At 73.2% G+C, this 12,164-nt stretch carries 11 protein-coding genes; 3 read left to right on the forward strand and 8 right to left on the reverse strand.

Translation table 11 applies throughout. From position 1 onward, the window contains the following. Positions 1-63: 63 nt before the first annotated feature. The 6 genes from WJM95_RS33335 to argC all read right to left on the reverse strand — a co-directional run bounded on the left by WJM95_RS33335 (position 64) and on the right by argC (position 6,353). Positions 64-840 (reverse strand): ABC transporter permease, encoded by a 777-nt coding sequence (locus tag WJM95_RS33335; protein ID WP_339134568.1) that lies wholly within the window; start codon positions 838-840, stop codon positions 64-66. Further along, entirely contained in the window at positions 837-1,832 is a 996-nt protein-coding gene (locus tag WJM95_RS33340; protein WP_339134570.1) for an ATP-binding cassette domain-containing protein, read from the reverse strand. The genes WJM95_RS33335 and WJM95_RS33340 overlap by 4 nt, the downstream gene beginning before the upstream one ends. A 29-nt stretch (positions 1,833-1,861) precedes the next feature. Next, positions 1,862-2,548, reverse strand: a complete 687-nt coding sequence (locus WJM95_RS33345; RefSeq protein ID WP_339134572.1) for a hypothetical protein — start codon at positions 2,546-2,548, stop codon at positions 1,862-1,864. A gap of 145 nt (positions 2,549-2,693) precedes the next feature. Beyond that, entirely contained in the window at positions 2,694-4,121 is a 1,428-nt protein-coding gene (locus tag WJM95_RS33350; RefSeq protein WP_339134574.1) for an acetylornithine transaminase, read from the reverse strand. Beyond that, positions 4,118-5,269 (reverse strand): bifunctional glutamate N-acetyltransferase/amino-acid acetyltransferase ArgJ, encoded by a 1,152-nt coding sequence (gene argJ, locus WJM95_RS33355; RefSeq protein ID WP_339134576.1) that lies wholly within the window; start codon positions 5,267-5,269, stop codon positions 4,118-4,120. The genes WJM95_RS33350 and argJ overlap by 4 nt, the downstream gene beginning before the upstream one ends. A gap of 55 nt (positions 5,270-5,324) precedes the next feature. After that, positions 5,325-6,353 carry an N-acetyl-gamma-glutamyl-phosphate reductase gene (argC, locus tag WJM95_RS33360; protein WP_339134578.1) on the reverse strand — a complete coding sequence of 343 codons (1,029 nt, stop codon included), beginning with the start codon at positions 6,351-6,353 and terminating at the stop codon, positions 5,325-5,327. A gap of 12 nt (positions 6,354-6,365) precedes the next feature. Here argC and WJM95_RS33365 point away from each other — a divergent pair, with 12 nt between their 5' ends. Continuing rightward, positions 6,366-7,730 carry a transposase gene (locus tag WJM95_RS33365; protein ID WP_339134580.1) on the forward strand — a complete coding sequence of 455 codons (1,365 nt, stop codon included), beginning with the start codon at positions 6,366-6,368 and terminating at the stop codon, positions 7,728-7,730. Positions 7,731-7,787: 57 nt separating this feature from the next. On the opposite strand, the gene WJM95_RS33370 is transcribed toward WJM95_RS33365, so the two are convergent. Both WJM95_RS33370 and WJM95_RS33375 read right to left on the reverse strand, forming a co-directional pair. Next, a complete protein-coding gene (locus WJM95_RS33370) occupies positions 7,788-8,963 on the reverse strand; it encodes a serine hydrolase domain-containing protein (protein ID WP_339134582.1) in 1,176 nt (391 codons plus the stop codon). A gap of 287 nt (positions 8,964-9,250) precedes the next feature. Continuing rightward, positions 9,251-10,021: an alpha/beta fold hydrolase gene (locus WJM95_RS33375; protein WP_339134584.1), complete on the reverse strand. Its 771-nt coding sequence runs from the start codon at positions 10,019-10,021 to the stop codon at positions 9,251-9,253. Positions 10,022-10,970: 949 nt separating this feature from the next. Between WJM95_RS33375 and WJM95_RS33380 the strand changes: the two genes are divergently transcribed. Together WJM95_RS33380 and WJM95_RS33385 are read left to right on the forward strand one after the other, a co-directional pair. Beyond that, positions 10,971-11,186, forward strand: a complete 216-nt coding sequence (locus WJM95_RS33380; protein ID WP_339134586.1) for an MbtH family protein — start codon at positions 10,971-10,973, stop codon at positions 11,184-11,186. Positions 11,187-11,326: 140 nt separating this feature from the next. Then, positions 11,327-12,148, forward strand: a complete 822-nt coding sequence (locus WJM95_RS33385) for an LmbU family transcriptional regulator (protein WP_339134588.1) — start codon at positions 11,327-11,329, stop codon at positions 12,146-12,148. Positions 12,149-12,164: the final 16 nt, after the last annotated feature.

Below are 12,164 nucleotides of genomic sequence, written 5' to 3' on the forward strand. Positions count from 1 at the left end.
CCGGTGCGCGCCGCCCCGGGGGCGGAAGGGGGCGGCGGCGGGGAGCCTGCCGCGTGCGGGACGTCAGTGCGCGTCCCGGTCGAAGGTGGAGGCCGCCCAGAAGTAGCCGAGCACCGCGAGGCCCAGGCACCACAGCAGGGCGATCCACCAGTTGTCGCCGATCGGGGTGCCGAGCAGGAGGCCGCGCAGGGTCTCGATGGCGGGGGTGAAGGGCTGGTAGCGGGCGATCGGCTGGAACCAGCCGGGCATGGAGTGCAGCGGGACGAAGGCGCTGGACAGCAGCGGCAGCAGGATCAGCGGCATGGCGTTGTTGCTGGCGGCCTCCGCGGTCGGGCTGACCAGGCCCATGCCGACCGCGATCCAGGTGAGCGCCAGGGCGAACAGGACGATCAGCCCGAACGCCGCGAGCCAGTCGAGGACGCCGGCCCCGCTGGAGCGGAAACCGATGGCCACGCCGACGGCGGCGACCAGGACCACGCTCAGCGCCGACTGCACGACGCTGCCGATGACATGCCCGACCAGGATGGAGCCCCGGTGGATGGCCATGGTGCGGAAGCGGGCGATGATGCCCTCGCTCATGTCGGTGGAGACGGACACCGCGGTGCCGATCACCGTGGAGCCGACCGTCATCAGCAGGATGCCGGGCACGATGTAGGCGATGTACGCCGCGCGGCCCGCGCCGCCGCTCATCGCGCCGCCGAAGATGTAGACGAACAGCAGGAGCAGCATCACCGGGGTGAGCAGCAGGTTCAGGGTGAGCGAGGGGTAGCGCCGGGCGTGCAGCAGATTGCGGCGCAGCATGGTGGAGGAGTCGCGCAGGGCGAGGGAGAGGGAGCTCATCGCAGGGTCTCCTTGGTCTGGCCGGTCCGGCTGTCGTGGTGGTCGGTGCGGCCGGTCTGGCCGGGCAGTGCGGCGGTGTCGGTGAGGGCGAAGAACACGTCGTCGAGGTCGGGGGTGTGCACGCTCAGTTCGTCGGCCTCGATGCCCGCCGCGGCCAGCCGGCCGAGGAGGGCGTGCAGGTCCCGCTGGGTGCCGTCGCTGACGATCTGGAGCGCCAGTGCCTCCTCGTCCCGGGTGGCCGCGTCCAGTGCGGAGGCGGCGGACCGGTAGGCGGCGGGGTCGGTGAAGCGGAGCCGGACGTGCCCGCCCGGGACCAGCCGCTTGAGTTCGGCGGCGGTGCCCTCGGCGGCGATCCCGCCGTTGTGCAGCACGGCGATGCGGTCGGCGAGCTGGTCGGCCTCCTCCAGGTACTGGGTGGTGAGGAAGACGGTGACGCCGCCGGAGACCAGTTCGCGGATGATGCCCCACATGGTGTGGCGGGAGCGGGGGTCGAGGCCGGTGGTGGGTTCGTCGAGGAAGATGATCCGGGGGCTGCCGACCAGGGTCATGGCGATGTCCAGGCGGCGCTTCATGCCGCCGGAGTAGGTGGAGGCGGGCTTCTTCGCGGCCTCGACCAGGTCGAAGCGCTCCAGCAGCGCCGCGGCCACCCGCCGTCCCTCGGCCTTCGGCAGATGGTGCAGGTCCGCCATGAGGAGCATGTTCTCCTCGCCGGTGATCAGGTTGTCGACGGCGGAGAACTGCCCGGTGACGCCGATCGCGGCGCGCACGGCCTGCGGGTCGGCGGCGAGGTCGTGGCCGCCGACCCGCAGCTCGCCGGCGTCGGCGCGGACGAGGGTGGACAGGATGCTGACGGCCGTCGTCTTGCCGGCGCCGTTCGGGCCGAGCAGGGAGAAGACCGTTCCCTGCTCGACGGCCAGGTCGATGCCGTCGAGCACGGTCTTGTCGCCGTAGGACTTGCGCAGCCCGTTCGCCGCGATGGCCAAAGTACTCATGAGGGGTGCTCCTTGGGGGCTGCGGGCGGTCAGAGGCTGCGGACGGTGATGTCGCCGTAGGCGGTGTCGGCGCGTACTTCCAGGTCGCAGGTGCCGCTGTTGCGCAGGGAGTTGTCGATACGGCCGTAGCCGCTGCGGGCGTCCAGGCAGGCGGAGACGCCGCGGGCGGCGCCCACCGTGATGTCGCCGTGCCGGATGTCCAGGGCGACCGCGCCGCGCACGGCCTCGCCGATGCGGATGGCGCCCTTGTCGACGCTGATCTCGGCGGGGCCTTCGAGGCGGCCGATGACGACCTCGCCCTCGTGGACGCTGAGACGGGCGCTCGCGGCCTCGTCGATCTCCACCGAGCGGCAGCCGCCCGTGAAGGAGACCTCGCCCAGGCGTCCGACCCCGCGGAACTCGGCGGCGCCCGCCCTGGCCTCGACCCCGGAGCCGGCCGGCAGCGTGACCGTGACCTCGACGGAGCCGCGGTGCCCGAGGAGCGCGTGGGCCGCCTCGGGGGCCTCGATCCGCAGGACGCCGTCGCCGTAGGCGGTGCTGATCTCGCCGGCCGCCTTCACGTCGTGGCTCCTGGCCGGGTCGGCGGGCCGGACCTCGACCACGGTGTCGCTCCGCTCCGCGGCGACGAACCGGATGCGTCCGGCGGGGATGTCGACCACGGCGCGGACGGGGGCGGGGGTGTCGAACTGCTGCGTCGCGTACTCGGTCTTCTGCATGGCCGGCTCCTTGGACTCGTGTTTTCCGATATGGAAAACGCTACGTTGCATTCAAGGAGCTGGCAACAAGCCTGTTGCGCACTGTGTATGTATCCGCAGCTCAGCGCTGCTCAATTGTTGCAATGGAGCTGAATCTAACGCAACGTCAACGGCTGGGCGTGTTGCAATGGGGTGGAAGTGAACGCTCCGCTGCGCTCCCGGCACCCGCACCCGCCCCGGTATCCGCACCCGCCCCGGCACCCGCGCCGGCCCCGGTATCCGCACCCGCCCTGGCCCTGGGGCCGATACCGGTCCCGGCCCGGGCATCGGTCCCGGCGCGGACCGCGGACAGTGCCGCCCCGAACCCCTCGACGAAGGCGTCCACCTCGTGGTCCGACACGATCAGCGGCGGGGCGAGCCGGACGACGCCCGGCACCGCCGCGTTCACCAGCAGCCCCCTGTCCTGGGCGGCCTGCTGCACCCGGGCCGCGAGATCCCCCTCCAGCACGACGCCCACCAGCAGCCCGGCGCCGCGGACCTCGCGCACCAGCGGATGGGCCAGGTCCTCAAGACCGCGCCGCAGCCGCCGCCCGGCCCGCGCCACCCGCTCCAGCAGCCCGTCCCGCTCGATGGTGTCCAGGACGGCGAGGGCGGCCGCGCACACCACGGGGTTGCCGCTGAAGGTGGAGCCGTGCGCGCCGGGGGTGAGCAGACGCGCGGCCGCCCCGAAGGCGAGCGTCGCGCCGATGGGCAGCCCGCCGCCCAGCCCCTTGGCCAGGGTGACGACGTCCGCCTCGACGCCCTCGGCCTGGGCCGCGAACCAGTGGCCCGTGCGCCCGATCCCGGTCTGCACCTCGTCCAGGACCAGCAGCGTTCCGGTCGCCGCCGTGATCTCGCGGGCCGCCCGCAGATAGCCCGGCGGCGGCACGACCACACCGTTCTCCCCCTGCACGGGCTCAAGGACCAGCAGCGCGGTGTCCTCGGTGACCGCGCCGCGCAGGGCCGCGGCATCCCCGTACGGCACATGGACGACCTCGCCCGGCAGCGGCAGGAAGGGACGCTGTTTGGCGCTCTGGCCGGTCAGTGCCAGCGCCCCCATGGTGCGGCCGTGGAAGCCGCCGGCCGTCGCCACCATGCGCGTGCGGCCGGTGAGCCTGCCGATCTTGAAGGCCGCCTCGACCGCCTCGGCACCGGAGTTGGAGAAGTACACCCGCCCCTCGCGCCCGGCCAGTTCCAGCAGACGTTCGGCCAGGCGCACGGTCGGCTCGGCGACGAACAGGTTCGAGACGTGCCCCAGGGAGGCGATCTGCCCGCACACGGCCCGGACGACCGCGGGGTGCGCGTGGCCGAGCGCGTTGACCGCGATGCCGGCGAAGAAGTCGAGGTACTCGTTGCCCTCGGCGTCCCGGACCCGGCAGCCGCGGCCCTCGACGAGCGGCAGCCGGGGGGTGCCGAAGTTGTCCATCATGACCTCCTGCCAGCGCCCGGTCAGCGCCGCGTTGCCCGCCGTGCCGCCGGTCGTGCCGCCGGTCGTGCCGCTGGCCGCGCTGCCGGTCGTGCCGCTTCCCGCGCCTGCGGGGTCGAGGGGGCTCATGAGGAGTACTCGCTGTTCTCGTGGACGTAGTCGGCGGTGAGGTCGTTGGTCCAGACGACCGCGCTGTGCGGGCCTGCGCCGAGGTCGACGGTGATGCCGACGTCGCGGCCGGTCATGTCCACCAGCGCCCGGTCCTCGCCGACGCCGCCGTTCTTGCAGACCCACACGCCGTTGATGGCGACGCCGAGCCGGTCGGGCTCGAAGACGGCGGAGGTGGTGCCGATGGCGGACAGGACCCGGCCCCAGTTGGGGTCCTCGCCGTGGATCGCGCACTTGAGGAGGTTGTTGCGGGCGATGGAGCGGCCCACCTCGACGGCGTCGTCCTCGCTCGCCGCCCCCGCCACCTCGATCCGGATCTCCTTGCTCGCGCCCTCCGCGTCCCCGGTCAGCTGCCGGGCCAGATCCGCGCAGACCGCCCGGACGGCCTCGGCGAACTCCGCCCGGTCCGGGACCACTTCACCGGCCCCGGAGGCGAGCAGCAGCACCGTGTCGTTGGTCGACATGCAGCCGTCGGAGTCGACCCGGTCGAAGGTGACACGGACGGCGTCCCGCAGCGCCTCCTCCAGCCAGGCACTGTCCACGTCCGCGTCGGTGGTGAGCACGGCCAGCATGGTGGCAAGACCCGGGGCGAGCATCCCAGCCCCCTTGGCCATGCCGCCCACCGTCCACCCCTTCCCGCGGGCGAGGGCCGTCTTGCGCACGGTGTCGGTGGTCATCACCGCGCGGGCCGCGTCCTGGCCGCCGTCGGCGGACAGCACCGCGACGGCGCTCTCCACACCGGGCAGCAGCCGCTCCATCGGCAGCGGCACCCCGATGAGCCCGGTGGAACACACCGCCACCTCACCGGAGTCAAGACCCAGCAGACGGGCGGCCCGCTCGGCGGTCGCCTGCGTGTCCTTCAGCCCCTGCGCCCCCGTACAGGCGTTGGCACCACCGGAGTTGAGGACGACCGCGCGGATCTCGCCGTCCGCCAGGACCTGCCGGGACCACTGGACGGGCGCCGCCTGCACCCGATTGGAGGTGAAGACACCGGCCGCGCCGCGGCGCGGCCCGTCGTTGACGACCAGCGCCAGATCCAGGCCGCCGCTGGTCTTGATTCCCGCGGCGATGCCCGCCGCCCTGAAGCCTCGTGCTGCGGTGACGCTCAACGCAACTCCCTCGTTCGCCCGCCGCGTCGGCGGCTCATGTCCGTGCCGCCCCGGATCACGGGGCGACTCCGGTGGTGGAAAGCCCCAGCTCCTCGGTCAGGCCCAGGGCGATGTTCATGCTCTGCACGGCACCGCCCGCGGTGCCCTTGGTGAGGTTGTCGACGGCGCAGACCGCGATGATCCGGCCCACCGCCGGGTCCAGGGCCACCTGGACCTGCACGGCGTTCGACCCGTACACCGCCCCGGTGCTCGGCCACTGGCCCTCGGGCAGCAGCCGGACGAACGGCTCGCCGGCCAGCGCCTCTTCGTACGCGGCCCGCACCTGCCCGGCACTGGTGCCGGGCCGGACGGCGGCCGAGCAGGTGGCCAGGATGCCGCGCGGCATCGGGGCCAGCACCGGGGTGAAGGACACCGCGACCCGCCGGCCCGCCACGGCGCTGAGGTTCTGCACCATCTCCGGGGTGTGCCGGTGCCCGCCGCCCACCCCGTAGGGCCGCATGGACCCCATGACCTCGCTGCCCAGCAGGTCCGCCCGCGGCGCCTTGCCCGCACCGGACGTGCCCGACGCCGCGACCACCACCGCCTCCGGCCCCGCGATACCGGCCGCGTAGGCGGGAAAGAGCGCCAGCGACACCGCGGTCGGATAGCAGCCCGGCACCGCGATGCGCCGGGCACCCGCCAACTTCTCCCGGGAGCCCGGCAGTTCGGGCAGGCCGTAGGGCCAGGTGCCCGCGTGCGGCGAGCCGTAGAACCTCTCCCAGTCGGCCGCGTCCACGAGCCGGAAGTCCGCCCCGCAGTCGACGACGAGCGTGTCCTGGCCCAACTCCCGCGCCACGGCGGCGGACTGGCCGTGCGGCAGGGCCAGGAAGACGACATCGTGCCCCCGCAGGACCTCGGCGGTGGTGGGTTCCACCTCCCGCCCGGCCAGCGCCGCCAGATGCGGCTGGAGAACGCCCAGCCGCTCTCCCGCGCTGGAATGCCCGGTCAGGGCGCCGATGCGCACCTGGGGATGGGAAAGGAGCAGACGCAGGAGCTCGCCCCCCGCGTAGCCGCTCGCTCCGGCCACCGCTGCTCGCACTGTCATCAGGTCTCCTTCGTGGATACCCCGGCCTTCAGGCCGGGGGAGGAAGTGAAGGTCCTGCGGAGCAGGGCGGGGAAAGCTGTTTCGCCCGTCGGGTGGACCGGGGTTGTCAGTGGCGGCCGCTACGTTGCTCGGGTGCATCTGCGGTATTCGTTCCGGATCGAGCCGACGCCGGGTCAGCGCATCGCGCTGGCTCGTACGTTCGGCTGTGCCCGGGTGGTCTTCAACGATGCGTTGGCGGCGAGGAAGGCCGCCTACCAGGCAGACAGGTCGCGGATCGCGACGGGTGCTCTGGCGAAGCGGGTGATCACCGATGCGAAGAAGACGGCCGAGCGGGCTTGGCTCGCCGAGGTGTCGGTGGACGCCTTGCAGTCTTCTCTTCGTGATCTCGATACGGCGTACGCGAACTTCTTCGCGTCGGTGTCGGGCAAGCGGCCAGGGCGCCGTATGGGACTGCCGACGTTCAAGTCGAAGAGGGACAGCCGGCGGGCGGTCCGTTTCTCCAGGAACGGGTTCCGGCTGCGGGACAACGGCCGGCTGAACCTCGCGAAGATCGGGGACGTGCGGGTCCGCTGGTCCCGGGAACTGCCGTCGCCTCCCTCCTCGGTGACTGTGCTCAAGGATCCGTCGGGGCGGTACTTCGCGAGCTTCGTCGTTCAGGTCGAGCCCGAGCCGCTCGCGCCCGTGGGTGCCGAGGTCGGCATCGACCTGGGCCTGACGCATTACGCCGTGCTGTCCGACGGGCGGGTGATCGACAATCCCCGCTTCCTGCGGCGTGCCGAGCGGAGACTGAGGAAGGCGCAGCAGGTGTTGAGCCGGAAGGTGAAGGGGTCGAGGAACCGGGCCAAGGCCCGGTTGAAGGTTGCCCGGGCGCATGCCCGGGTGGCCGATGCGCGCAGAAACTGGTGCCATCAGAGTGCTTCGAGGCTGGTCCGCGACAACCAAGCGGTCTACCTCGAAGACCTGGCGGTCTCCGGCCTGGCCCGCACTCGCCTGGCCAAGTCTGTGCACGACGCGGCATGGGGCATGTTCCGCCGGGTGCTGGAGGAGAAGGCGGCCCGCTGTGGCCGGCACGTCGGCATCGTTTCCCGCTGGCTGCCCTCCTCGCAGACGTGCTCGGTGTGCTGGGTCGTGGATGGGAAGAAGCCGCTGCACGTGCGTATCTGGCGGTGCGAGGGCTGCGGTACCGAACATGATCGTGACCTCAATGCGTCGCGTGTGATCCTCGCCGCCGGGCAGGCGGAGAGGCTAAACGCCCCTGGAGGGCCGGTCAGTCCCGGAGTGGAAATCCCACACCGGGCACGGCTCGTTGAACGGGGAACCCACCCGAAGGCTCAGCCGGTCACCACCGGCAGCCAGGCGGGAATCCCCGCCCTTTAGGACGGGGAGGATGTCAACGGCTCTCCTGATGGGACACGGTGGGATGGTGACGCCTCGTCAGCCGGACGCCTGGTCGCAGAACTCGGCGTTCAGGATCGGCACGATCCCCGACGCGTCCCAGTCGCCGTTGTAGTTGAAGGTCAGCTCGTGAAGGCCGTCCTCGGTGAAGGCGGACAGCGTCAGCGACCCCACCACGCCCCCGTCGTGGTACCAGACGTCACCGCAGCCCAACGTCAGCTTCTCGATGCCCAGCCCGTAGGACGTGATCGGCAGATCCGGGTTGACGACGGTCGTCTTCAGCTCGTTCAACTGCCGCGCCGGCAGCAGCCTCCCGCCCAGCAGGGCCCGGAAGAACAGGTTCAGGTCGTGGGCGCTGGAGATGATGTCGCCGTCGCCCCAGTTCTGCGAACCGTTCAGCTCGGTGACGTCGTCGATCCGCTCCGGCTGGGTGTCGTAGAACAGCTTGGAATAACCGTGGCTGCTCGGCCGCGGCAGATCACTGCTCGTGCCCGGGTTGGACGTCGCCTCCAGCCCCAGGGGCTCGATGATCCGCCGGCGCACCTCGTCCTCGTACGTCCTGCCGCCGACCTTCTGCACGATCAGCGCCGCCAGCACGTCGTTGGTGTGCGAGAACGAGTGCCGGGCCCCGGGCTGGAACAACGGAGCGTGGGAGAAGGCCACCTGGAGACGCTGCTGGGCGGTCAGGGTGTCGTAGCGGTGCGCCAGGAAACTGTCGCCCATGGTGTACGTCCGGTAGTACGGCACGTCGGCGAGGTAGTCGAACAGGCCGCTGGTGTGGTTCAGCAGCTGCCGGACGGTGATCCTGGAGCCGTCGTTGCCGTTGCCGGTGACCACGCCGGGCAGATACCGCTCGACCGGGTCGTCGAGGCTGATCCTGCCCTGCGCCTCCATCTGGAGCAGGACCACCGCCACGAAGGTGTCGGTGACGCTGCCGGTGCGGAACCGGTCGTTCTTGCCGCGCGGCGCGCCCGTGGCCCGGTTGCCGACGCCCACCGCGGTCTTCCACACGCCCGCAGCGTCCCGCGCCTCCGCGATCACGCCGGGGACACCGGCCGCGACGGCCGCCTCGATCGCCGCCTGCGTCTTCTGGTGGCCGCCCGCCCCCGCGGCGCTCTCACCCGACGCCCGGGCGGGACCCGTCAGGACGGTGGCCGTCAGGGCCACCGCCGCCAGGGCGACCGCACCGGCTCTTGGCCTGTTCCGCATCGTCATCGTCGTTTCCCCGTCTCTTCGTCTGGGCCGCACGGTGGCTGGATCCGCACCGGTGCGGTTGGTGGCGGAAACGTAGGTCACCGGGCTCGCGGGCAACTCGTGCGGCGCCACCGCGGCCGGAAAGACGCAGGTGCACCGCCCTCCCGCCGCCCGCAGCCGGGCCTTGCGGGAGGCCGGAACTGGTCGTTCTGCCGGTACGGGCAGGGGTGTTCGCCGGGCGCCGGGTGTGGCCGGGTCCCGCGCCGTCCGCCGTCCGCCGCGCGGGCGTACGGGCGTACGGCGCCGGGTCACCGCGGGGGAGGGGCGTACGACCGTGCCGGGGCCGGGGCCGGAGCCGTGTCCAGGGCCGTGGCCGCGTCCCGGGCGATCTGCCGCAGCAGGGGAGCGGGGTCGTCCTGGAAGTAGAAGTGACCGCCGTCGAAGACCCGCAGGCCGAGGAACCGCTCGGCGTACCCGGCCCAGCCGGCCATCCGCTCCGGGGAGGCGAAGTGGTCCCGCCCGCCCGCGTAGGCGGACAGCGCCACGGGCAGGGCGGGGGCGCCGGGATCGGGGCGCCAGCCGTCCACCAGGCGCAGATCGGCCCGGATGACCGGGGCGAACAGGGCCCACAGGGCGGGGTCGTCGAAGACGGCGCCTGGGGTGCCGCCGAGCAGCTTCAGCCGCGTACGCAGCTCCGCGTCGGGCAACTCGTGGTACCCGCTGCGCGGCTCCGCGGGCCGCGGCGCGGCGCGCGCGGACACGCCCACCCACACCGGCGGGGGCAGGCCCCGCTCCATGGCCCGCCGGGTGATCTCGTACGCCACGAGGGCGCCCATGCTGTGCCCGAACAGGGCGTAGGGGACATCCAGTTGGGACTCGATGCCGCGCAGCAGGAAGTCGGCGAGACGGCCGGCGTCGTCGATCCGCGGCAGGTCGAGGAGCAGCCCGTGGCCCGGGGCGTCGAGCAGCCGCACGTCCCAGGTGTCCGGCAGCCCGGCCGCCCAGTGGCGGTAGAGCACATGGGAGCCGCCCGCGTGGTGCAGGACGAACAGACGCAGGGCGGGCCGTGTGCCGTCCATCGCTTCCATAGCTCCCCCTCGGATCGGGCCGCACGGCTTCGCACCCTAGAACGGCGCCCGGCCCGGACGGCCCCGGCACAGGGGGGACTCCGCCACTGGTCAGGCGACTCTTGAGCGAGCCTCAGGCCACCCGGGCGGGACCCGGGCGTGCAGCGCCCACCGGGCAGGGCCGCGCTCATCGGGCGTGCGGCGCCCACCGGGCAGGGCCGCGCTCATCGGGCGTGCCGCGTTCATCGGGCAGGGCCGCGCTCATCGGGCGTACAGCGCCCACCGGGCAGGGCCGCGCTCATCGGGCAGGGCTGCGCTTATCGGCAGGGCTGCGCCCCCCGGGTGTGCCTCGCCTCCCGGCCTGTCGTGGCCCCCGGCGTGCCGCGGCTTCCGGGTGTGCCCTGCCCCCGGTGTGCCGCGGCCTCCGGGTGTGCCTCGCCCCCCGGCGTGCCGCGGCTTCCGGGTGTGCCTCGCCCCGGTGTGCCGCGGCGTCCGGGTGTGTCTCGCCCCCGGTGCGCCGTGGCCCCGGGGCTGCCGCACCCCCCCGGCATGCCGCGCCCCGGGTGTGCCTCGCCCCGGCGTGTCGTGGCCCGCGGGCACGGCATCTCCCGGCGCGCCGCGGCCCGCGGACCCGGCTTCCCCCGGCGCGCTGCCGCCCGCGGGCGCGGCATCGTGGCACAGGAAACCGGTCCGGTACAGGGGATCACCGCGGGGCGTGGACGCCGGCGGGCGGCAGGGGGTCGGCGGGGCTGGCGCCCCTTGTCGCGTCGGCGGCGCGCTCCCTACGGTTTCGAGGCATCGCCGGGGCCCGCCACCGGCGCCGGCTGTCCCGTCGACCGGACAGCCGAGGTGTCCCGTCGACCGGACGGGCACCGGCCGGCGGACCCGCGCCCGGTGCCCCGCACCCGGCGGGCGATGTCCCATCCCGAGTCACCCCCTGACCGACAAGGACGGTGCCCTGTTGAGCACGAACCCCTTCGATGACGCGGACGGCCGTTTCCACGTGGTCGTCAACGACGAGGACCAGCACTCCCTGTGGCCGGTGTTCGCCGAGGTGCCCGCGGGCTGGCGCGTGGTCTTCGGTGAGGCGGCCAAGGCCGAGTGCCTGGAGTACGTCGAGCAGAACTGGACCGACCTGCGGCCCAGGAGCCTGCGGGAGGCCATGGCGGCGGACTGACCGCCGCCCACCCGCGGACCCGGCCGGGACGACGCTGTCGTCCGCCTCGGCCGGTCCGCGCCCAGGAAGACACTTCGAGCGGGGAGTTGACGGTTGTGACGGGGGCTGTGAGAACCGCCGGCAGGCACGGACCGGGGCCCGTGGACGCCGGCCGCGTGCCGGCGCAGGGCGATGTGGTCCTGTCCTTCGTGGGATCGCAGGCCACGGTGCAGAAATCGGGGATGGTCCTGCCTCCCAACCTGCCGGAGCGGTCCTGGGAGCGGATCGGCGCCAACCTGCGCGAGCTGGTGAACTCCTCCGCGTGGTGGCTCGCCGACTGGCTGCTCTACGGTGAGGCCACCTACGGGTGGCGGCGCTACAAGGAGGCCATCGAGCGCACCGGGCTCGACTACCAGACCCTGCGCAACTACGCGTGGGTGGCCCGGCGCTTCGAGCACCACCGCAGGCGCGACAGCCTCAGCTTCGCCCACCACGCCGAGGTCACCCGTCTCTCGCCGCCGGAGCAGGACTACTGGCTGCGCAGGGCCGAACAGCAGAAGTGGTCGCGCAACGAACTGCGCAGGGCGGTCCGCGCCGGCCTGGCCGCGCAGCGCGACGAGGCCGGCATCGCCCCGGGCGCGGACACCGGGACGCCGCAGGCGCCCCGGCCCGCAGGACCGGCCGCCGGACCTGGCGCAGGACCGGCTGCCGGACCTGGCGCCGGATCGGCCGCCGGGCCCGTCGCCGGCGAGCCGCGAGGTGCCACCACGCTCACCATCGAGCTGTCCGCCGACCGGCTGGAGCACTACTCCCGGCAGGCGGCCGCGCACGGCCTGCCCGTCGACCAGTGGATCACCCGGATGCTCGACACCGCGGACCGGCCCACGCCAGCCCGGGGCACCGCGGACCGGCCCACGTCGGACCGGCACACAGCAGACCGGGGCACCGCGGACCGGCCCACGGCAGACCGCCTCACCGCCTGAACGAGCACCGCCTCAA

The organism is Streptomyces sp. f51, from assembly GCF_037940415.1.
Lineage (GTDB): Bacteria > Actinomycetota > Actinomycetes > Streptomycetales > Streptomycetaceae > Streptomyces.

Bases quoted from the DNA above. Each gene is read 5' to 3' on its own strand.
- WJM95_RS33370 (WP_339134582.1), bottom strand. From the start codon at position 8,963: ATGACGATGCGGAACAGGCCAAGAGCCGGTGCGGTCGCCCTGGCGGCG.
- WJM95_RS33375 (WP_339134584.1), bottom strand. From the start codon at position 10,021: ATGGACGGCACACGGCCCGCCCTGCGTCTGTTCGTCCTGCACCACGCG.
- WJM95_RS33345 (WP_339134572.1), bottom strand. From the start codon at position 2,548: ATGCAGAAGACCGAGTACGCGACGCAGCAGTTCGACACCCCCGCCCCC.
- argC (WP_339134578.1), bottom strand. From the start codon at position 6,353: ATGACAGTGCGAGCAGCGGTGGCCGGAGCGAGCGGCTACGCGGGGGGC.
- WJM95_RS33350 (WP_339134574.1), bottom strand. From the start codon at position 4,121: ATGAGCCCCCTCGACCCCGCAGGCGCGGGAAGCGGCACGACCGGCAGC.
- WJM95_RS33340 (WP_339134570.1), bottom strand. From the start codon at position 1,832: ATGAGTACTTTGGCCATCGCGGCGAACGGGCTGCGCAAGTCCTACGGC.
- WJM95_RS33335 (WP_339134568.1), bottom strand. From the start codon at position 840: ATGAGCTCCCTCTCCCTCGCCCTGCGCGACTCCTCCACCATGCTGCGC.